Source organism: Geomonas subterranea, assembly GCF_019063845.1.
Classification (GTDB): Bacteria; Desulfobacterota; Desulfuromonadia; order Geobacterales; family Geobacteraceae; genus Geomonas; species Geomonas subterranea.
In genome coordinates, this window is record NZ_CP077683.1 from 3,641,159 (window position 1) to 3,661,066 (window position 19,908).

18 protein-coding genes are annotated in these 19,908 nt (G+C 63.0%); 10 read left to right on the forward strand and 8 right to left on the reverse strand.

What is annotated here, in order from left to right:
- Nucleotides 1-75 precede the first annotated feature (75 nt).
- The 10 genes from KP001_RS15830 to KP001_RS15875 all read left to right on the forward strand — a co-directional run bounded on the left by KP001_RS15830 (nucleotide 76) and on the right by KP001_RS15875 (nucleotide 10,750).
- Nucleotides 76-2,016, forward strand: coding sequence for a 2Fe-2S iron-sulfur cluster-binding protein (locus tag KP001_RS15830; protein ID WP_217286550.1), 1,941 nt, complete (start codon nucleotides 76-78; stop codon nucleotides 2,014-2,016).
- Between the two features lie 187 nt (nucleotides 2,017-2,203).
- Nucleotides 2,204-3,193 (forward strand): NADH-quinone oxidoreductase subunit NuoH, encoded by a 990-nt coding sequence (gene nuoH / locus KP001_RS15835; RefSeq protein WP_217286551.1) that lies wholly within the window; start codon nucleotides 2,204-2,206, stop codon nucleotides 3,191-3,193.
- A 45-nt stretch (nucleotides 3,194-3,238) separates the two neighbouring features.
- Nucleotides 3,239-3,688, forward strand: coding sequence for an ankyrin repeat domain-containing protein (locus tag KP001_RS15840; protein WP_217286552.1), 450 nt, complete (start codon nucleotides 3,239-3,241; stop codon nucleotides 3,686-3,688).
- Nucleotides 3,689-3,822: 134 nt separating this feature from the next.
- Complete coding sequence (nuoI, locus tag KP001_RS15845; RefSeq protein ID WP_217286553.1) at nucleotides 3,823-4,353, forward strand: NADH-quinone oxidoreductase subunit NuoI; 531 nt, start codon at nucleotides 3,823-3,825, stop codon at nucleotides 4,351-4,353.
- A gap of 182 nt (nucleotides 4,354-4,535) precedes the next feature.
- Complete coding sequence (locus KP001_RS15850; protein WP_217286554.1) at nucleotides 4,536-5,021, forward strand: NADH-quinone oxidoreductase subunit J family protein; 486 nt, start codon at nucleotides 4,536-4,538, stop codon at nucleotides 5,019-5,021.
- A complete protein-coding gene (gene nuoK / locus KP001_RS15855; RefSeq protein ID WP_216497066.1) occupies nucleotides 5,018-5,326 on the forward strand; it encodes an NADH-quinone oxidoreductase subunit NuoK in 309 nt (102 codons plus the stop codon). The genes KP001_RS15850 and nuoK overlap by 4 nt, the downstream gene beginning before the upstream one ends.
- Nucleotides 5,327-5,483: 157 nt before the next feature.
- On the forward strand, nucleotides 5,484-7,361 hold the full coding sequence (gene nuoL / locus KP001_RS15860; protein WP_217286555.1) for an NADH-quinone oxidoreductase subunit L: 1,878 nt from the start codon (nucleotides 5,484-5,486) through the stop codon (nucleotides 7,359-7,361).
- A 35-nt stretch (nucleotides 7,362-7,396) separates the two neighbouring features.
- The gene (locus tag KP001_RS15865) at nucleotides 7,397-8,875 is read left to right on the forward strand and encodes a complex I subunit 4 family protein (protein WP_217286556.1); all 1,479 of its coding nucleotides are present in this window, start codon (nucleotides 7,397-7,399) and stop codon (nucleotides 8,873-8,875) included.
- Nucleotides 8,876-8,928: 53 nt separating this feature from the next.
- Nucleotides 8,929-9,300: a GxxExxY protein gene (locus KP001_RS15870; RefSeq protein WP_217286557.1), complete on the forward strand. Its 372-nt coding sequence runs from the start codon at nucleotides 8,929-8,931 to the stop codon at nucleotides 9,298-9,300.
- 55 nt (nucleotides 9,301-9,355) lie between these two features.
- Nucleotides 9,356-10,750, forward strand: coding sequence for an NADH-quinone oxidoreductase subunit N (locus tag KP001_RS15875; protein WP_217286558.1), 1,395 nt, complete (start codon nucleotides 9,356-9,358; stop codon nucleotides 10,748-10,750).
- Nucleotides 10,751-10,889: 139 nt separating this feature from the next.
- Here KP001_RS15875 and KP001_RS15880 read toward each other — a convergent pair whose 3' ends face one another.
- The 8 genes from KP001_RS15880 to KP001_RS15915 form a co-directional block, all read right to left on the reverse strand.
- A complete protein-coding gene (locus KP001_RS15880) occupies nucleotides 10,890-11,825 on the reverse strand; it encodes an HD-GYP domain-containing protein (protein ID WP_217286559.1) in 936 nt (311 codons plus the stop codon).
- A gap of 221 nt (nucleotides 11,826-12,046) precedes the next feature.
- Nucleotides 12,047-13,063 carry a GTPase ObgE gene (gene obgE / locus KP001_RS15885; protein WP_217286560.1) on the reverse strand — a complete coding sequence of 339 codons (1,017 nt, stop codon included), beginning with the start codon at nucleotides 13,061-13,063 and terminating at the stop codon, nucleotides 12,047-12,049.
- Between the two features lie 78 nt (nucleotides 13,064-13,141).
- Nucleotides 13,142-13,399 (reverse strand): 50S ribosomal protein L27, encoded by a 258-nt coding sequence (rpmA, locus tag KP001_RS15890; RefSeq protein ID WP_217286561.1) that lies wholly within the window; start codon nucleotides 13,397-13,399, stop codon nucleotides 13,142-13,144.
- A gap of 73 nt (nucleotides 13,400-13,472) precedes the next feature.
- A complete protein-coding gene (gene rplU / locus KP001_RS15895; protein ID WP_015718499.1) occupies nucleotides 13,473-13,781 on the reverse strand; it encodes a 50S ribosomal protein L21 in 309 nt (102 codons plus the stop codon).
- Between the two features lie 118 nt (nucleotides 13,782-13,899).
- Complete coding sequence (locus KP001_RS15900) at nucleotides 13,900-14,205, reverse strand: Rieske (2Fe-2S) protein (protein WP_217286562.1); 306 nt, start codon at nucleotides 14,203-14,205, stop codon at nucleotides 13,900-13,902.
- 234 nt (nucleotides 14,206-14,439) lie between these two features.
- Entirely contained in the window at nucleotides 14,440-15,618 is a 1,179-nt protein-coding gene (gene purT, locus KP001_RS15905; protein ID WP_217286563.1) for a formate-dependent phosphoribosylglycinamide formyltransferase, read from the reverse strand.
- 20 nt (nucleotides 15,619-15,638) lie between these two features.
- The gene (locus KP001_RS15910; RefSeq protein WP_217286564.1) at nucleotides 15,639-17,129 is read right to left on the reverse strand and encodes an Rne/Rng family ribonuclease; all 1,491 of its coding nucleotides are present in this window, start codon (nucleotides 17,127-17,129) and stop codon (nucleotides 15,639-15,641) included.
- A gap of 197 nt (nucleotides 17,130-17,326) precedes the next feature.
- On the reverse strand, nucleotides 17,327-19,816 hold the full coding sequence (locus tag KP001_RS15915) for a TIGR03960 family B12-binding radical SAM protein (RefSeq protein ID WP_217286565.1): 2,490 nt from the start codon (nucleotides 19,814-19,816) through the stop codon (nucleotides 17,327-17,329).
- Nucleotides 19,817-19,908: the final 92 nt, after the last annotated feature.

Genomic DNA, 19,908 nt, shown 5'->3' on the forward strand with positions numbered 1-19,908 from the left:
CCGCGCCCTCACCCCTGCCCCTCTCCCGGAGGGCGAGGGGAGAATGGACAGATGCTACAAGGATGAAAGAGGACGATGCCCAAACTGATCATCGACGACATACCGGTGGAGGTCGCGCCGGGGACCAGCGTTTTGGAAGCGGCCCGCAGCGTCGGGATCACCATCCCGCATTTCTGCTACCACCCGGCCCTGGCCATCGCCGCCGCCTGCAGGCTCTGCGCGGTGAAGCTGCTGGACGGCCCGGTGAAGGGAATCCAGATGTCCTGCGCCCTGCCGGCCCAGGACGGCATGGTGGTCTCCACCACCGACCCCGAGGCGCTCAAGATGCGTGCCCTGGTCATCGAGTGGCTCATGCTGAACCACCCGCACGACTGCCCGGTCTGCGACGAGGGGGGGGAGTGCCTGCTGCAGGACTTCACCATCGCCGGAGGTCACAGCCGCCGGCGTTACCAGGGGAAGAAGCGGACCTTCCAGAACCAGTACTTGGGGGAGGGGATCCACCACGAGATGAACCGCTGCATCGAGTGCTACCGCTGCGTCCGTTTTTACCAGGACTACGCCGGCGGCACCGACTTCGGCGTGACCGGAAGCGCCGGCCGGGTCTACTTCGGCCGGTTCCAGGAGGGACAGCTGGAGTCCCCCTTTTCGGGGAACCTGGTGGACATCTGCCCGACCGGGGTCTTCACCGACAAGACCGGACGCTTCCGGGCCCGCTACTGGGACTACCAGTTCGCCCCCTCGGTCTGCCAGCATTGCTCGGTCGGGTGCAACACCTCTCCGCAGAACTTCCAGCGCGAGACCATCAAGATCGTCGGACGCCGCAACGACCAGGTGAACGGCTGGTTCATCTGCGACCGGGCCCGCTTCGACAAGGGGTACCTGAACGACCCGCAACGCCCCAGGGAGCCCCGTCTCGACGGCGCCACCTGCGGCTACGATGTCGCCGTTGACGCGGCCGCCAAATCCATCGCGGAGTTCGTGCGCAAAAACGGCGCCGACAGCCTTGCCGTGGTCGGTTCCCCGAGGCTCTCGCTGGAAGCAATGATCCTGCTGGCACGGCTCGCCCGCGCCGCCGGGGGAGCGCGGATCTGCTACTTCGGCGATGCCGCCCAGCAACAGGGGAGCGTGGCGGCGGCCCGGCTCCTCCACGAGGAGAACAGCGCCCACATCAGGGAAATAGAGCAGGCCCAGTGGGTCGCCCTGCACGCGCTCGACCTGATCGAGGAGGCGCCCATGCTGGCCCTGGCCGTGCGCAAGGCATTCCTCGCGGGAGCACAGATCTTCCTGGTCGACGGCAACCCGATCCCGGAGCGGAACACCCCGCCGTTCAAGTACGCCGCCGTGGAGTCGCTGGACGACGTCCCCTTCGAGGGGGGCGGCAAGGGGATTGTCATCTGCGGCGCCGGCAGGAAGGATCCCGAACTACTGGCGCACATCGCGTCCAGCGGTGCGAAGCTGGTCATACTGCAGCCGGGGGCGAACGGATTCGCCGCCGGGCTGCTCGCGCAGGAGCATGCGACATCCCCCCTGACCGAGCTGGTTGCTGCCCGGCAGGTGCGGGGAGTAGTCTGCTTCGAGGCCGATGTGCCGGAAGGACTCCTCTCCGGATTGGAGGTCCTGGCGAGCGCGGACTGGCGCCGGGGACCGGTCGAGGCGAAAAGCCCCATCTTCCTCCCCACCACCACCTGGGTGGAGTCCGACGGCACCGCCATCAACTACGAGGGGAGAGCCCAGCGTTTCCAGCGCAGCAGGGTTGCCGGGCTTCCCTTGAAGGGGCTCGACCCGAAGTACTACGGCAGCGCCACCGAGGCCGTCACCCTGCACCCGCCACGGGTACACCGCAAGGACATCCCCGGCGGGGCGGAGCGCGACGCCTGGCAGGTCATGGCGCAGTTGATCGTGAGGCTTGGGGGTGAGCCGGTAGTGGAGCCTTTGGCTGGGAAATGGAGCGCACTGAGGAGCCTCGACCCGGAGGGGGAGGGGGTCCGAATTTTCGACATCGTTTCGGGCGAATGATTATTCGCCCCGCCGACAGCATCTGCACACTCTCCCTCTCCCTTTGGGAAAGGGCTGGGGTGAGGGCGCCATTTCGCTCCACCATGTTCAATAGCACTGGCACGACACCTCCCTCACCTGGCCTCCGGCCACCCTCTCCCGGAGGGAGAGGGGACGTGGGCAGGCAAAAGCGGGAAGGAATGAGGTCATGACCTGGACTGCCACTGACATAGCGCTGATGCTCGCGAAGATCGTGCTGCTCTACGCCATCATCCTGACCGGCGCAGCATACCTGGTGCTGGCGGAGCGGCGCATCCTCGGCTTCATCCAGGACCGGATCGGCCCGAACCGGGTCGGCCCGCTCGGACTTTTGCAGCCTTTGGCCGACGTGATCAAGATGCTCACCAAGGAGGATATGATCCCCACGGCCGCCGACCGCCTCCTCTTCTCCATGGCGCCGGCAATGGCCGCCATCCCGGCCATACTGACCTTCGCCATCATCCCGGTCGGGGCGCCGCTGCAGCTATTCGGGCGCCAGGTGAACCTGCAGATCGCCGACCTGAACGTGGGGGTCCTCTTCTTCATGGCCCTCTCCTCCGTCGCGGTCTACGGCGTCGCCCTCGGGGGATGGGCCTCGAACTCGAAGTACGCGCTCCTCGGGAGCATACGCGGCCTGTCCCAGCTGATCTCCTACGAGCTCTCCATGGGGCTGTCGCTGGTCCCCGTTGTCATGCTGGCGAAGTCGTTGAGCCTGGCCGACATCGTCAACGCGCAGGCCGACATGCCCTTCATCGTGTACCAGCCGGTCGCCTTCGTCATCTTCCTGGTCAGCATCCTGGCCGAGTGCCGCAGGATCCCCTTTGACCTCCCCGAGGCGGAGGGGGAACTGGTCGCGGGCTTCCACACGGAATATTCCGGGATGCGCTTCGGGCTTTTCTTCGTCGGGGAGTACATCAACATCATCTCGCTGGGATCGCTCGCCTCGCTCTTTTTCCTGGGTGGGTGGCGCGGCCCGCTGCTGCCGCCGGTCTTGTGGTTCTTCATCAAGGTCGGGCTTTTCTCGTTCCTGTTCATCTGGGTCAGGGGAACCCTCCCACGCCTTCGCTACGACCAGCTCATGCACCTGGGCTGGAAGTTCCTGACACCGCTTGCTCTTCTCAACATTCTAGTCACCGGGTGGTGGCTGGCTTTACGATAAGAGGCGTTGTACTGGGCAATGTATTCTCACAAAGGAGGAACTGCGATGACAACAACCGTGGAAGTCGAGTTGGGGGCAGGGTTCAGGGCGCAGGTGGATGCGGTGGACAAAAACGGCCACACCCCCCTCATGGACGCAGCGAAGGCCGGCAACCTGGCGGAAGTCTCCGACCTGTTGGAGCGGGGCGCGAACCTGGTGGCGAGAAGCGACAAGGGGAAAACGGCCCTGCACTTCGCGGCGGCGCACGGCAACGCGGAGGTGGTACGCCTGCTGTTGCAAAAAGGGGCCGAGGTCGACGCCCGCGACCGTGACGGCCACACGCCTCTCATGCTGGCAGCAAACTACGGATGCACCCAGACCACGCAGATGCTGGTCGACAGCGGGGCCGACCCGCTGGCAATGTCGTACTCCGGAACCACCGCCCTGGCCTACGCAGAGAACAACCAGCACAGACAGACCCTCGACGTCTTGATGAAGTCACTACGGCCCAACTGACACCTCCTTCCGGCAGGCGGCATCACGCTGCCTGCCGGGCCCCGGCCCGCCCGGCGCTGTCACGGCGTACGGTGCGGACACTAAGCATCTGCCGGCATCTACTACGGCACCAACGACACCTCGAGCAGGAACGGATGCCCATACTGAACGACATAAAAGAGATCCTGACCGGTCTTTCCATCACCTTCCGGCACATATTCCGGAAGCCGGTCACGGTGCAGTTTCCCGAGGAGCGCAGGGCCATGCCCGAGCGTTTCCGCGGCAGCATCGTCCTGACCCGCGACCCCGACGGCGCCGAGCGCTGCGTCGCCTGCTATCTGTGCTCCGGGGCCTGCCCCGTCGACTGCATCTCGATGGCCGCGGCGGAAGGGGAGAACGGCCGGCGCTACGCCGCCTGGTTCCGCATCAACTTCTCGCGCTGCATCCTGTGCGGCATGTGCGCCGAGGCCTGCCCGACGCTCGCCATCCAGATGTCGCCCGAGATGTTCCACTGCAGGCGCCAGGTCATGGACATGGTCTACGAGAAGGAGGACCTGCTGATCGACGGCACAGGGAAGGATCCCGATTACAATTTCTACCGCCATGCCGGAACCGGCGTGGTGCAGCCGCGCGGTGGCGGCGAAGGCGAGCAGGCACCGGCAGACCCCAGAAGCCTGTTGCCGTAGGAGTGAAATAGGAACTCAGGGGCGTCCTCCCTCTCCCTCTGGGTGAGGGGAAGAGGACGCCCCCTTCACACAAGGGGCAACTGCTGGAGCAAGACAGCTCCCCCTCCCTGTCCCTCCCCCTCCGGGGGCGGGGACGCAGGGGGACGCAGGGCAGACGGACACACCGGTACTTTCGGAGCGACATGGAAGCGACACTTTTCTACATACTTGCGGCGGTGCTCCTCACCGGGATCCTGTTCGCCATAACGGCGCGGCAGGCGGTGCGTTCCATCGTCTACCTGGTGACCTCGTTCTTCGCCCTGGCCCTGATGTTCTACCTCCTCGGGGCGCCGCTCATCGCGGCTTTCGAGGTCATCATCTACGCCGGCGCCATCATGGTGCTATTCCTGTTCGTCATCATGATGCTGGAACTGGAGTCGCCCGAGAAACTCCCGCAGCCGCACTTCAAGAATTGGCTGCCGGCCCTGCTCCTGGCGGGCGCGGTGGTCGGCTCGCTGGTGGTCCTGCTCTGCTCCCGCCTGCAGGCGGTGCCTCCCGGGTTCGTCGAGATCCCGGTGCGCCAGTTCGCCTTCGCGCTGTTCAAGCAGTACGGGGTTGCCGTGGAAGTCGTTTCCATGCAGCTCCTCTTCGCGCTGGTGGGCGCGCTCTACCTCGGGAGGCGCAGATGAGCGTACCGCTGTCCCACGTGCTGATCGTGGCATCCCTGATGTTCGCCATGGGCCTTGGCTGCGTGGTCGCCTGGCGCGCCAACGTGATCATGATGCTGATCGGCATCGAGATCATGCTGAACGCCGTGATGCTCACCTTTGTCGGCGGCTCCGCCCACTGGGGCATCGCCGACGGACAACTTTTCTCCCTGATGCTGATGGCACTGACGTCCGCGGAGGTCTCCCTGGCGCTCGCCATGGTCGTTTACCTGCACCGGCGCAAGAACACCGTCAACACGGACCAGTTCGACTCCATGAAGGGATAGCCCTTTCTTTCCCTCCCTCTTCCCCCGGGAGAGGACCGGGGGGAAGGAGCAGCAGTGGCAGCGCTGCCGCATTAGCACCGCCCTCACCCGCCCTGCGGGCACGCTCTCCCAGTGGGAGAGGGGATGTTGGACAGAAACAGAACGACAAAGGACAAGGATGCTTCCTACCTACCTCACATTGATGCTCCTTTTCCCGCTTCTGGGCGGGCTCGCCTGCGCGGTGGCCGGACGCAAGCTGCCGCGCGCGCTGGTGGAGGTGCTCGCCTGCGCCACGGTCTGGGGGAGCTTTGCCTGCGCCGTGCTCGCGGCCGCCGCCTACACCGGTCCCCAGGTGATCACCCTCACCGACTGGTTCGCGAGCTTCGACCTCTCCGTCCCCTTCTCGCTCTACCTCGATCCCCTCTCGCTGTCGATGACGGTCATGATCGGTTTCGTCTGCGGGCTGATCCACGTCTATTCCGTCTTCTACATGCGCGAGGACGAAGATTACGCGCGCTACTTCGCCCTGCTGAACCTGTTCGTCTTCGCCATGCTGACCCTGGTCCTCGGGGAGACCCTGCCACTTTTGTACCTCGGCTGGGAGGGAGTGGGCTTCTGCTCGTACCTCCTGATCGGCTTCTGGTACTCGGATTCGGAAAACGCCGACGCCGGCCGGAAGGCCTTCATCACCACAAGGATCGGCGACGTGGCGCTGATGATCGCCCTTGCCTGGCTGTTCCAGCTCTTCGGCACCCTTTCCATCACCAAGGTGAACGGGATGGGGTTCCTCATGCCGGGCTCCGTCATCACCATGCTGGGGATCCTGTTTCTGATCGCCGCCATGGGCAAGTCGGCGCAGATGCCGCTCATGGTCTGGCTTCCGGACGCCATGGCCGGTCCGACACCGGTATCCGCCATGATCCACGCCGCGACCATGGTGACCGCCGGTGTCTACCTGCTGGCGCGCCTGTTGCCGCTGATCGGGAGTTCCCAGGCGGCCCTCGCCGCCATCGCGGTCACCGGGGGGGTGACCGCCTTCTACGGCGCCACCTGCGCCCTCGCGCAGCGCGATCTGAAACGGGTCCTCGCCTATTCGACCATCAGCCAGATCGGCTACATGATGCTCGGCGTGGGCGCGGGGGCCGTGACCGCGGCGACCTTCCACCTGCTGGTGCACGCCTTCTTCAAGGCGCTGCTCTTTCTCGGTGCCGGCTGCGTCATCGCGGCCATGCACCACGAGCAGGACATCTACAAGATGGGCGGGTTGAGGCGCTCGCTGCCGCTTACTTTCTGGAGCTTCCTGGCCGGCGCTGCCTGCCTGGCCGGCATCCCTCTCACCGGCGGCTTCTTCAGCAAGGACAGCATTCTGCTGGCGGTGTGGCTCAAGGGGGGAGTGCTGTACCAGGCGCTATACCTGCTGGGCCTGCTCACCGCGCTGATCACCGCCTACTACAGCTTCCGGTTGGTGTTCCTCGTCTTCGCAGGCGGCAACGGGCAGGTGCACCGCAGCTCCGGCCTCACGGTGATGGAACTTGTGCTGGTCCCGCTCGCCATCCTCGGACTGTTAGGTGGCCTTCTCGACCTCCCTGCCTACCTGGGCGGCGGGTACCTGAGCGCTTTCTTCGAGGGACTTCCCGCTGGCGACCTCCTGAAGGTCTCGCATGAGCAGGAGATCGCCATGCAGATCCTGGCCGGAGCCATGGCACTACTCGGACTGCTCACGGCGTATTTCCGGTACGGCAAGGGACGTGCGGATCGGATGCGGGAGGCGCAGGCGCAGCCGTCGGTGCTGATCTCCTTCCTGTCGCAAGGGTGGTACTTTGACAAGCTGTACCACCTGGTCCTGATCCGTCCTTACCAGGCATGCGCCGACTTCCTCTGGGAACGGGTGGACCGTGGGGTGATAGATGCCTCCGTGGACGGCCTCGGGTCCGGCATAGGTGGCGCCGGGCGCCTGCTGGGGCGCTGGAGCACCGGGAAGGTCGCCGTCTACCTCATCAGTTTCGCCGCCGGTGGCGCCCTCATCCTTGGGTACCTCGCCTGGCTCGCGCTGTAACGTAACCGGCGCCTGCGCGCCAACGGGAACTGCCGATGACCTCTCACATCCCGATACTCACGCTGCTGGTCTTTCTCCCGCTTTTCGGGTCGCTGCTGGTGTTCGCGCTGCGCCGCAGCGACGCGGCGGTGCGCTGGGTGGCGCTCGCCTTCAGCCTGGCAGAGCTCGCCCTTTGCCTCTGGCCGCTCGCCCTGTCGGGCGGGATTGCCGCGGGGGCGCCGGCCGGTTTCTTTCTCTACCAGGATGCTCCATGGATCGAGCGCTTCGGAATCCGCTACACCCTGGGCATGGACGGGATCAGCCTGGTCATGACGCTGCTGACCGCGTTCATCACCTTGATCGCCGTCGTTTCCGCCTGGCGGGTGAGGGAGCGCGCCGGGCTCTTCTTCTCGCTTTTGATCGCCCTTGAAGCCGCCGTCCAGGGGCTGTTTCTGAGCCTCGACCTGTTCCTCTTCTACCTTTTCTGGGAGGCGATGCTGATCCCGATGCTGTTTCTGATCGGCGTCTGGGGGAGCGGCCGGCCGGTGTACTCCACCATCAAGTTCTTCCTGTACACCTTCGTGGGTTCGCTGCTCATGCTGGTGGCGATCATCACGCTCTACCTGATGCACGGGGCGCAGAGCGGCAGTTATACCTTCGCCCTCCCCGAGCTGGTCCGCACCGTGATTCCCTACGGTATCGGGCTGTGGCTCTTCGCCGCGTTCCTCCTCTCCTTCGCCATCAAGTTCCCGCTGTTCCCGCTGCACACCTGGCAGCCAGACGCCTACTGTGACGCACCGGTAGCCGGCACCCTCATGCTCGGCAGCCTCCTTTCCAAGACTGCCGCCTACGGGCTTATCCGCATCGCCTATCCTCTCTTCCCCGAGGCATCGCGCGCCCTCACGCCGCTGGTCTACGTGGTGGCCGTGTTCGGCATCGGTTACTTCGCCTGGATCGCCTTCGCGCAGCGGGACATGAAACGCATGCTGGCGTATTCGAGCGTCAGCCACATGGGCTTCGTCGCGCTCGGAATTGCCGCCTGGAGCCCCGTGGCGGTTTCCGGCGCGCTGTTGCAGATGGTGAACCACGCCATAACAACGGGCGCGCTCTTCCTCGTGGTCGGTATGCTGGAGGAGCGGGCCGACAGCCGTGATCTTTCCGGCTACGGCGGCACCTGGGGCAAGATTCCCGTCTTTTCCTTCTTCTTCCTCGTCTTCAACATGGCATCCGCCGGGGTGCCGGGGCTCAACAACTTCGTAAGCGAGCTGATCATCCTGGTGGGTACCTTCCGCGTCGCGCCGTTAGCGGCTGCTATCGCTTTCCTGGGGACCATACTCACCCTGGTCTACACGGTGCGGCTGGTGCAGGAGGTGCTGTTTGGCAAGGAGAAGAAGCCGCTGGAACTGAAGGACCTGTCGCCGAGGGAGGCGGGTGTATTGGCGGTGATGGCGCTGTTGGTGGTAGGGCTGGGCGTGCACCCGGGGCCAGTGCTGGAGCTGTTTAGGATGCCGTTGGAGGTACTGCTTAAACCATAACCCGGAACACAGAGGACCCAGAGGTCCACAGAGGGCACGGAGGAAAACCTTGTATGGATGCTAACGTCATTACAGGGCATATCATCGATGCAGCTCTCAAAGTCCATACTGCACTAGGTCCGGGCCTACTGGAAAGCGCGTACGAGGCATGTCTGGTCCACGAACTCCAAAAGCGAGGTTTCAGGACTGACAGCCAACTCTGTCTCCCTGTCTATTATGACGGCGTGACCATCGACTTAGGTTATCGAGTCGACTTGCTTGTTGAGAACCAGATAATCGTGGAACTGAAGGCACTTGAAAAGCTTCACCCTGTACATAAGGCACAGCTGTTGTCCTACCTGAAGCTAAGTAAAAAGAAGTTGGGTTTACTCCTGAATTTTGGGGAGGTGCACCTGAAAGACGGTATCGAAAGGATTATCCTCTGAGCCCTCTGTGGACCTCTGTGAACTCTGTGGTGAGCTTTTCAGCTTTGGAGCTTGAATGACCCTACAAGATTTATATACGATCATGCCGATTGTGATCACCGCTGGGGCGGCGCTGTTCGTGCTGCTGTGCGGGCCGGTGCTATTGTCAGCGAGCCTCACGGCCATTGGGGTGACCGCGGCCGCTGCTGCCGGCCTGTGGGCGGCGCTCACGGCACCGGCAACCACTCAAGCCGTCGCTGGCCTCGCTTTCACGCCGCTGGCCCGCTTCCTCATCCCGCTCTTTTGCCTGGCGGCGGCCGTCACCCTGCTCCTCTCCCACAGCTACAACCAGCGCCGGGGCATCAAGGGGGAAGAATTCCCCGCCACCGTCCTCTTCGCCCTGTTCGCCCTCTGCGTGCTCCCCTGCGCCACCAACATGCTCATCCTGTTCCTGGCGCTCGAGTCGGTTTCTTTCGCCTTCTACATACTCGTGAGCATGGACCTGAACCGGGCGGAATCCGGGGAGGCCGGGCTCAAATACCTCCTGCTCGGCGCGGTCGCCGCCGCCTTCACGGCCTTCGGCTTCGCCCTCCTCTTCACCGGCAGCGGCACGCTGCAGCTCTCCGGCGCCCTGGCCCGCCCCGAAAACAGGGCCATCATCTCCGCAGGGTGGGGCGTCATCCTGGTCGGCATCGCCTTCAAGCTGTCGCTGGTCCCCGGGCACCTCTGGACCCCCGACGTCTACCAGGGCGCCCCCGCGCCCGTCTCGGCCTTTCTTTCCACCAGCTCCAAGGTGGCCGCCGCCGCGCTTTTGCTGATGCTGCTGGCCCTGACCCCCCCGATGTGGGAGCTTCGCGCCCCCCTCGCCGCCATGTCGGTGCTTTCCATGGTGCTCGGCAACCTGGCTGCGCTACTGCAGCAGAACATCAAGAGGATGCTGGCATACTCCTCGGTCGCCCACATGGGCTACCTGACCCTCGCGTTGTTGAGCGGCAGCAGGGACGGCTACGCCGCCGTCCTTCTCTACGGTGCCGTCTACACCGCCATGAACCTCGCGGCTTTCGGCGCGATCTCTTCGCTCTCCGTTGAAAAGGAACGGGAACTCATCACCGACTACGCCGGGCTTGGCTTCACGGCCCCCCTGCGCGGTGGCGTACTGGCCCTCGCCATGATCTCTCTGGCCGGGATCCCGCCCGCCGCCGGCTTCATAGGCAAGTTCTTCATCTTCTACTCGGCCATAAAGGGAGGCGCGGTTGCCCTCGCCATCATCGGCATCCTGAGCGCCGCAGTGTCCGCCTATTTTTACCTCAGGGTGGTTGCCCAGCTATACATGCATCGAGGCGAAGCCCCCGCGCCCCCTGCCGTCTCGTTTGCCGAAGGGCTCGCCCTCTCCCTCGCATCCGTCATGATCCTCGTGGTCGGCGTCTATCCCGCCCCGCTGCTTGAGGCGATCGATGCAGCCCTGCGCTGACCGGATGCGCAGCTCCCGGAGTATGGCGGCAAGGGAGGACACCATGGCCGCATCCCCCTGCCACCATTAGCCGCCAACAAAAAGGCACCGTGCCCCGGAGCGGGCAGATGCCTCTTTTCATTCCCATTTTCCATCCTGGCTACTGCAGCGTGTCCCTAAAAGTATTCAGGTACTGAAGATCGAAGGAACCGTCCATCTCGCCGTACATGATTTCGAGGGCGCTCTCCTTGGAAAGGGCCTGGCGATAGGACCTGTTGGTGGTCAGAGCGCTGAAGACGTCCGCGATGGCAGTGATCTTCGAGCTCCGGGCGATGTCGTAGCTCGAGAGGCCATCGGGGTAGCCGCTGCCGTTTTCCTTTTCATGATGGTGCTTCACGATGCCGAGCGCGACCGGCGTGAAGATCTCCAGATCCCTCAAGGTGCTGTAGCCATAGACGGGATGTTTCTTCACTTCCATGAACTCGGTCGCCGAGAGCTTACCCGGCTTGTCCAGAAGCTCCTTGGGGACGTACACCTTGCCGTAGTCATGAAACAGAGACCCGATACCGACGTCCATCAGCTCGTCGCGGCCGAGATCGAACTCCTTGACATGCAGGGATATGGAATAGGTCGCAACCTGGACCGAATGCACATAGGTGTAGGCGTTGTGATCGACCAGGCTGCTCAGGGCCGGCATCACGCCGTCAGAGTTCATCACGTCGTTGAGGATGTGGTTGATGAGGTTCCTGCAGCGGTCCACGTTTTGCCTTATGGCGATAGCGGGACAGTCGAAGATCTCCTGCACGTAGTTGACCGATGCCTGGTACAGCATGTTCTGCTTGAGCTCCGGCTCGATACTGTCGTCGCTCAGTAGCAGCGGGAGATTCGCCTCCACGTACTGGTTGTAGACCGACATCTCAGCCGCCCTGACGAAGAGATGCTTCACGTTGTTGTCGAGCAGCCGCTCCTTGTCCCCTTGGGTGAATGAGAGCGTGGGGTCCTTGTACAGCACGTGGTTGTCGCCATGCCTTATGAACAGCGCGACTCCCGGCAGCGTCTCCGGTATCAGGGATTCCAGCTGAATCATTCGGTACATGCCCGACCTCCTGAAGAAGTGGGAACTGCGCCGCAGCAATGCTACTGGAACATTCGGACCACCTGCTCATGCAATTATTAAAAAATACAAACGCTAGTCTACCATGTCTTTTCCTTATTGCCGATTTCAGGCCTGCCCCAAACGGCGGTAAAACCCGGGCCACAAAAAGGGGGAGCGGCCAATCGGCCCTCCCCCTCGTCGGTACATCTGTTTTCTGATTGTTACCAGGTCTCGTCCGGCTCGCCCCACAGGTTGAAGGCGATGTCGTCCAGAAGTTCCGGGATCCCCTCGCCGGTCGCCGCGGAAATGGGGAACACCTTGATTCCGCGCTCCTTGAAGTAGGGGAGCACCTTCTCCAGGTTCTCCCTGACGTGCGGCAGGTCGATCTTGTTGATCACCACGGTCTGACGCTTCTCCGCCAGTTCCGGGTTGAACAGGGCCAGCTCGCGGTTGATCGCCTCGTACTCGGCGATGGGGTCGCGGTCCGGCATCCACGAGAGATCGAGCAGGTGCAGCAGCTGCCCGGTGCGCTCCAGGTGCTTGAGGAAACGGTGCCCGAGCCCCGCCCCCTCGCTCGCCCCCTCGATGAGACCGGGGATGTCGGCCATCACGAAGCTGCGGTAGTTCTTGTACTTGACCACGCCCAGGTTGGGCTTGAGCGTGGTGAAGTGGTATTCCGCGATCTTCGGACGCGCAGCCGAGATCTTGGTGATCAGGGAAGACTTGCCCACGCTCGGCATCCCCAAAAGCCCCACATCCGCCATGAGCTTCAGCTCCAGTCGGATCCAGCGCTCCTCGCCCGGCTCGCCAGGCTGCGCGAACTTCGGCGCCTTGTGGGTCGCGGTCTTGAAACGGGCGTTGCCTTGCCCCCCACGCCCACCCTTGAGGAGCACGATGGTGGAGTCCGGCTCGGTCAGATCCGCTAGAATTTCACCAGTCTCGGCGTCCTTGACCACGGTCCCCTGCGGCAGCAGGATCTCCTTGGCCTCACCGTTTGCGCCGTGGCGGTCGCTGCCCATGCCGTTCCTGCCGCGCCCGGCCTTCTGGTGCGGATGCTGGCGCAGGTCGAGCAAGGTGGAGAGGTGCGACGAAACCTTGAGCACCACATCGCCACCCTTGCCACCGTCGCCGCCGTCCGGCCCACCCAGCGGAATGAACTTCTCACGGCGGAACGAAACGCATCCGGCACCGCCGTCGCCTGACTTCACATAAATCTTTACTTCATCTATGAAACTCATTAAGTCTTATCCTGTGCAAACGGCAAAAGCCCGGACCTTGCGGCTCCGGGCTTTCACACTTTCGTCTTGCTGCGCTGGCTAGTTGGCCGGGTAGACGGAGACCTTCTTGCGGTCCCTGCCCAGACGCTCGAACTTCACCACGCCCTCGATCAGGGCGTACAGCGTGTAATCCTTACCGAGGCCCACGTTGTTGCCCGGGTGGATCTTGGTGCCGTGCTGACGGTAGATGATGTTGCCAGCTTTGACGGCTTCGCCGCCAAACTTCTTGCAACCAAGTCTTTGGCCGTCGGAGTCGCGACCGTTCCTGGAACTACCGACGCCTTTCTTGTGTGCCATTTTCTGCTCCTTCTGCCGGTAGCGGCCCTGATCCCAACGAATCCCGGCTGCCGCACCGCCGTTTGAATATTACCTAGGCGTTAATCTTCTCAATCAACAGAATAGTCCTGAGTTGACGGTGCCCGTTAAGTTTCCTGGAGTTTTTCCGGCGCTTGGACTTGAAGACCAGAATCTTCTTGTCTTTGCCCTGCTCGACAATCTTGCCGACCACAGAGGCGCTGGGCACTAAAGGTGTTCCGATAACAACCTTATCGCCGCCAACCATCAGGACATCGGAGATCTCGACGGTATCACCTACCGCACCCTCCAGTTTTTCGACTTTCAAGAAGTCGCCTTCGGAAACTTTGTACTGTTTCCCTCCGGTTTTGACTACTGCGTACATGTACTTCACCACCTTTACTCTAGATTTACAATTGAGCGGTCAAACTTATCCTGAAAAGTATTTTGAGTCAAGGCTTTTTTCGGTTACTGCGAATTTTCTGTGGAGAGAGCGGCAGAGGCTAACCGAGTTCGACGAAGACCTCGTCGCCGCGGATCTCAACCGGGTAGATCTTCAGGGGAGCGCACTCCGGGTGCTCGGAGCAGGCGCCGCTCACAAGGTCGAAACGGTAGCCATGGCGCTGGCAGGAGAGCTTGCCGGCCTCCTTTACCAACGCCCCCTGCAGCGGCGCCCCCTGGTGCGGGCACTCGTGCTCGCAGGCGTACACCGTCCCCTTGGTCTTCACCAGGAGAACCTGCTCCCCTCCCACCTCGACCAGCTTCTTGCCAAATTCGGGAATCTCGGAAACTTTCGCGGCAAATACCATGGCACACCTCCGGATCATCAAAAAATTGGTCCACACATGCCTTTGTTCAGCGTCTCCCTGTAGGGGCGAATAATCATTCGCCCCCCATAGACGAATCACCTTGGACACCAACTGTACGGGTCGTGCGGCAGGGGCATTGCCGAAGGCACCTGCGGCTGGGCGAATATTTATTCGCCCCTACAGAAACCTCGCCCCCCTCCCAACCTCACGCCTCCAGATTACCCCAACTTACCCTTACCGCTTCACGATCTTCACGCAATGCGCCGACTCTTCAGCCTTGGCGCGGGCCTCGTCGCAATCAGCACCGAAGGCGAGCGCGACACCCATGCGGCGCCCCTTCCTGGTGTCGGGCTTACCGAAGAGACGCAGCTTGCTGCCGGGAACCGCCAGCGCCTGCGCCATCCCCTCGAAGCTCACCTCGGCTGCAGCGTCCTCTGCGAGGATCACGTGGGATGCCGCGCACCCCTGGCTCACCACCTCCGGCACGGGAAGACCGAGGATGGCGCGCACGTGCAGCTCGAACTCGGACAGGTTCTGGGAAATCATGGTCACCATGCCGGTGTCGTGCGGCCTCGGAGAAACCTCGGAGAACCAGACCTTGTCGCCGGTCACGAAAAACTCGCAGCCGAAGATGCCGCGCCCGCCCAGGGCACCGGTCACCGCCTCGGCCTGACGCTGCGCCTCGGCCAGCACGGCCGGGGCCATCGGCGTCGGTTGCCAGGACTCGTGGTAGTCACCGTCGATCTGACGGTGGCCGATCGGGGGGCAGAAGCTGGTGCCGCCGACGTGACGCACGGTGAGCAGGGTGATCTCGTAGTCGAACGGGATGAACTCCTCGACTATTACCTTGTTGGACGCTCCGCGCGCCCCCTCGATGGCGTAGGTGAAGCAGCGCTCCATGTCAGCCGCGTCGCGCAGCACGCTCTGCCCTTTACCGGAGGAACTCATGATCGGCTTCACCACGCAGGGAAGGCCGATCTCGCCGACGGCCACGGCGAACTCGTCCATGCTGGTGGCGAAACGGTAGGCGGCGGTGGGCAGGCCCAGCTCCTCGGCGGCGAGGCGGCGGATCCCCTCGCGGTTCATGGTCAGGTTGGTGGCGCGCGCCGTCGGGACGACGTTGAACCCTTCTCTTTCCAGTTCCAGGAGGTACCCGGTGTTGATTGCCTCGATCTCGGGGACGATATATGCGGGCTTCTCCAGGCGTACCACCCGGTCCAGCTCTTCGCGGTTCAGCATGTCGATCACGTGGCTTCTGTGCGCGACCTGCATGGCCGGCGCGTCGGCGTAGCGGTCCACCGCTACCACCTCGATTCCGAATCTCTGGGCCTCGATGGCCACTTCCTTGCCGAGCTCACCCGAACCCAACAGCATCATCCTCGTCGCACAATTTTTCAGCGGCGTGCCAATCATCTTTTCTCCTGGTCCTTTATTTAACTTACGGCTACTTCAAACTGTTCCTGGTGGAAACCGGGCTTGGCGCGCACGGTGATCCGCTTCTTGAAGTTCTTCTCCAGCTCCTCGAGGCCGCGGCGCTCCTCGTCGTAGAGGAGGTCGGCCACCTGCGGGTGCACGGTGAGCATCACCTTGGTGCCCCGGATGTCGAGCATCTCGCGGCGCAGTTCGCGGAAGATCTCGTGGCACACCGTGATTTTGGACTTCACGTAGCCGCGCCCCTCGCAGTACGGGCAGGGCTCGCACATCATGCGGCCGAGGCTCTCGCGTACCCTCTTTCTGGTCATTTCCACGAGGCCGAGCTCGGAGATCTTCAGGATGTTGGTCTTGGACTTGTCGCTCTTGAGCGCCTCCTCGAGCGCGCCGTAGACCTTCTCGCGGTTCACCTCCTTCTCCATGTCGATGAAGTCGATGATGATGATCCCGCCCAGGTTCCTCAGGCGCAGCTGGTAGGCGATCTCCTTGACCGCTTCCAGGTTGGTCTTCAGGATGGTGTCTTCGAGGTTGTGCTTGCCGACATAGCGACCGGTGTTGACGTCGATGGCGGTGAGGGCCTCGGTCTGCTCGATGATGATGTAGCCGCCCGATTTCAGCCAGACCTTGCGTCCCAGTGCACGGCTGATCTCCACCTCGAGGCCGAAGTGGTCGAAGATCGGCTCCTCCTCGTCGTAGAGCTCGATGGAGTACTTCATCTTGGGCATGAAGGTGCTGATGAACTGGACGATCTTGTCGTGCTCGGGCTTGGAGTCGACCACGATGCGCTCGACGGATTCGGTCAGAATGTCTCGCACCACCTTTTGGGTCACGTCCAGGTCTGAGTGGATCAGGCTGGGGGCACCCGCCTTGTCCTTCTTCTTGGCGATCTCGTCCCATAGCTTGGTGAGGTAATGCAGGTCGGCGACCAGGTCCTCCTCGCTCTTCCCTTCGGAGACGGTCCTGACGATGAAGCCGCCCCCCACCGGCTTGATGCGGTCGACGATCTCCTTCAGGCGCTCGCGCTCGGCCTCGTCCTCGATGCGGCGCGAGATGCCGACGTGGTCAACGGTCGGCATGTAGACCAGGTGCCGCCCCGGGAGCGAGATGTGGGCGGTGATGCGCGCCCCCTTGGTGCCGATCGGCTCCTTGGAGATCTGCACCAGGAGTTCCTGCCCTTCCTGCAGCAGTTCCTCGATGGGGTGCAGCGGGTGCGGCACCGGCTCCTCACCCTCCTCCGGCTCGATGTAGCTGTCGTACTCGTCCATGGCGTCGAAGACGTCCGCCACGTAGAGAAATGCCGCCTTTTCCAGCCCGATGTCCACGAACGCCGCCTGCATGCCGGGCAGCACCCGGACCACCTTTCCCTTATAGATGTTGCCGATGATCCCCTTCACCCTGCTCCTCTCGACGTACAGCTCCGCGATGGTGCCGTTCTCGATGAGCGCGATGCGGGTCTCGTGGGAGGTGGTGTTGATAACCAGCTCGTTTCCCATGCTAACCCCTTCCTGTATATAAAATTCAAAAGCAAACTGTTTCAGGTTCTACAAGCCTGCGTCCTGTAGGGGCGAATAACATTCGCCCAGCCGCTAGTGTTGCCGCCGGCACGTCGACGCGCAAGCCGCAGCCAAAGGCGGCCAAGGGGGGCGAATGATTATTCGCCCCTACGGAGGTCACACAGAGCGCTGCTCCCTTATTCCTTGAAGAGCACTTCCAGCTTCTCCATCTGCGCCTCTTTGAGTTCTTCAGTGGGGACACCGAGGATGGCGCTGGTGAATTCGAGCAGCTTGCCGCGCCCCGCCACCATCTCCAGCGTCCGTCCCTCGACCTTCAGCTCAACCAGTTCGTGACGCAGGTCGAACTCGGTCGACTTCCCTTTCTTCTCGCGCTTGACCGGCGACGACTCCAGGGCGAGGAACGCCGCCGCCTTCGCCTCCAGGTCGACCGCCAGCTCCTCGGGAAGGGTCACGCGGTAGCGCACCTTGTCCATGATCACGGACAGCGCCGGTGCGCGCAGGGCGATTTCCTGCGCCTCCAGCACCCGTACCCCCTCCGGGAGGGTCGCGTTCAGCGCTTCCTGCAGTTGGGCCGCCGTATAGCCGGCGTCAACCTCGAAATCCATGTACTCCGCGCAGGATTCGATGCCGACGGAGAGCGCGGTGGCGAAGGAAAACTTCGGGTGGGGATGGAACCCCTGCGAATAGCGGATAGGGATGCCGGAGCGGCCGACCGCCCTGGTAAACAGGGTCAGCATCTCCAGGTGGCTCAGGAAACGCATCCGGCCGACCTTCTCGAAACGGATCCGGATCCTCTGCGCGTCTTCGGTCGGCTCCTGCACCGCTGCCTCGCGGGCGTAGGTGCCGAACGGAACGGGATCGTTGAGCCGCAGCTTCACTTCCTTGAAATCACAGACGCCGCAGCCGGTGCACCGGTCGAAACGGCAGTCGGGGGTGGCCAGGCCGACAAGCGACGCCTCGCGCTCCTTGAGCAGGAAGGGCTTTGTCACCCCGCAGTCGATGTGGTCCCAAGGGAGCACCTCGCCCAACTCGCGCCGCCTGAGGTAGAAGGCGGGGTCGATGCCGGAGTTCTCGAAGGCCTGCGCCCATTTCAGACGATCGAAGTGCTCCCACCAGCCGTCGAAACGGCAGCCCAGGCTATGCGCCTCGATCAGGAGCTTGGCGAGCCGGCGGTCGCCGCGGGCGAAGACCCCCTCCATGCCGGAGAGGGACGCATCCTGCCACTTCATGATCAGCTTCTTTTTCTTGAGCGCGTCGCGCAGGTGGCGCTGCTTTTCGACGATCTCGCTTTCGGTGATCTGCGGCTCCCACTGGAACGGGGTGTGCGGCTTCGGCACGAAGCTCGAAACCGAGACGTTGACGTCGCCGCCGTTGCCGGCCAGTTTCCCCTGCCGCTTCACTTCACGGGAAAGCTCCACGATCCCGTCCACGTCCTCCATGGTCTCGGTCGGCAACCCGATCATGAAGTAGAGCTTGATCAGGCGCCATCCGTTACTGTAGACCGAGCGCGCGTTCTCCAGGAGCGCTTCTTCCGTGATCCCCTTGTTGATCACGCTTCTGAGCCGCTCGCTCCCGGCCTCGGGGGCGAGGGTGAATCCGGTCTTGCGAACCCGGCGGATCTCCTCGGCCATCTCGTCGCTGAGGCTTCCCACGCGCATCGAGGGGAGCGACACGGCCTTTTTCTGGGCCGCGTAGCGGTCCATGAGCCCCTTGAGCAGCGGGGTGAGGCAGCCGTAGTCCCCGGTGGAGAGGGAGAGGAGCGAGATCTCGTCGTATCCCGTGTTGCGCAGCGCCTCTTCCATGATCTCGAAGACGCGCTCGGGGCTGCGCTCCCGCACGGGGCGGTAAATGTACCCCGCCTGGCAGAACCTGCACCCCCTCGTGCAGCCACGGGAAATCTCCACACTCACCCGGTCGTGCACCGTCTTTAGGAACGGGACGATGGGCGAGGTCGGGTAGTAGGCGGTCTCCAGGTCCGCGACGAAACGCCTGCGCACGCTCTGGTACCACTCCTTCCTGGGAGTGATGGCGGCAACAGTGCCGTCGTCGTGATAGCTCACCTCGAACAGGGAGGGGACGTAGACACCTTCGATCCGGGCCAGGCGCTCCAGGAGCTGCGCCTTGGCCACCCCCTGTTCCTTCGCGCTACGCACGCATTCCGCCAGCTCGATCACCGCTTCCTCGCCGTCGCCGATCAGGAAGGCGTCGAAGAAGTCCGCCAGCGGTTCGGGATTGTAGGCGCAGGGGCCGCCCGCGATGACGAGCGGATATCCCTGCGGCCTGTCGCTGGCAAGCAGCGGGATCCCGGAAAGGTCCAGCATGTTCAGGATGTTGGTATAGGAAAGCTCGTACTGCAGGGTGAATCCCAGGATGTCCGCCTCTGCCAGAGGCGTCCCCGCCTCCAGCGTGACCAGGGGCTTCGCCCCGGCGCGCAACGACGCCTCGAGGTCCGGCCACGGCGCGTAGGCGCGTTCGGGCATGACCCACGGCACCCCCTTCAGGACACCGTACAGAACCTGAAGCCCGAGATGACTCATCCCGATCTCATATACATCAGGGAAAGCGAGCACGAAACGAAGCGCTCCCTCCCGGTTGGCAACTGTTCCCATCTCCCCGCCCATGTAACGGGCCGGTTTTTCCACTGACAAAAGTATGTTATTGCTCAAAAATCCCCCAAAAACGCTGGTTCAGCCGTGACCGGACATAATAACAAAATAAGCGGAGCAGAGGCAAGGTAAATACCCGCCGCGCCGCCCCG

Bases quoted from the DNA above. Each gene is read 5' to 3' on its own strand.
- KP001_RS15900 (WP_217286562.1), bottom strand. From the start codon at position 14,205: ATGGTATTTGCCGCGAAAGTTTCCGAGATTCCCGAATTTGGCAAGAAG.
- KP001_RS15880 (WP_217286559.1), bottom strand. From the start codon at position 11,825: ATGTACCGAATGATTCAGCTGGAATCCCTGATACCGGAGACGCTGCCG.
- nuoH (WP_217286551.1), top strand. From the start codon at position 2,204: ATGACCTGGACTGCCACTGACATAGCGCTGATGCTCGCGAAGATCGTG.
- KP001_RS15850 (WP_217286554.1), top strand. From the start codon at position 4,536: ATGGAAGCGACACTTTTCTACATACTTGCGGCGGTGCTCCTCACCGGG.
- KP001_RS15870 (WP_217286557.1), top strand. From the start codon at position 8,929: ATGGATGCTAACGTCATTACAGGGCATATCATCGATGCAGCTCTCAAA.
- rpmA (WP_217286561.1), bottom strand. From the start codon at position 13,399: ATGGCACACAAGAAAGGCGTCGGTAGTTCCAGGAACGGTCGCGACTCC.
- rplU (WP_015718499.1), bottom strand. From the start codon at position 13,781: ATGTACGCAGTAGTCAAAACCGGAGGGAAACAGTACAAAGTTTCCGAA.
- nuoI (WP_217286553.1), top strand. From the start codon at position 3,823: ATGCCCATACTGAACGACATAAAAGAGATCCTGACCGGTCTTTCCATC.
- nuoK (WP_216497066.1), top strand. From the start codon at position 5,018: ATGAGCGTACCGCTGTCCCACGTGCTGATCGTGGCATCCCTGATGTTC.
- KP001_RS15865 (WP_217286556.1), top strand. From the start codon at position 7,397: ATGACCTCTCACATCCCGATACTCACGCTGCTGGTCTTTCTCCCGCTT.
- KP001_RS15910 (WP_217286564.1), bottom strand. From the start codon at position 17,129: ATGGGAAACGAGCTGGTTATCAACACCACCTCCCACGAGACCCGCATC.
- KP001_RS15840 (WP_217286552.1), top strand. From the start codon at position 3,239: ATGACAACAACCGTGGAAGTCGAGTTGGGGGCAGGGTTCAGGGCGCAG.
- obgE (WP_217286560.1), bottom strand. From the start codon at position 13,063: ATGAGTTTCATAGATGAAGTAAAGATTTATGTGAAGTCAGGCGACGGC.
- nuoL (WP_217286555.1), top strand. From the start codon at position 5,484: ATGCTTCCTACCTACCTCACATTGATGCTCCTTTTCCCGCTTCTGGGC.
- KP001_RS15875 (WP_217286558.1), top strand. From the start codon at position 9,356: ATGACCCTACAAGATTTATATACGATCATGCCGATTGTGATCACCGCT.
- KP001_RS15830 (WP_217286550.1), top strand. From the start codon at position 76: ATGCCCAAACTGATCATCGACGACATACCGGTGGAGGTCGCGCCGGGG.
- purT (WP_217286563.1), bottom strand. From the start codon at position 15,618: ATGATTGGCACGCCGCTGAAAAATTGTGCGACGAGGATGATGCTGTTG.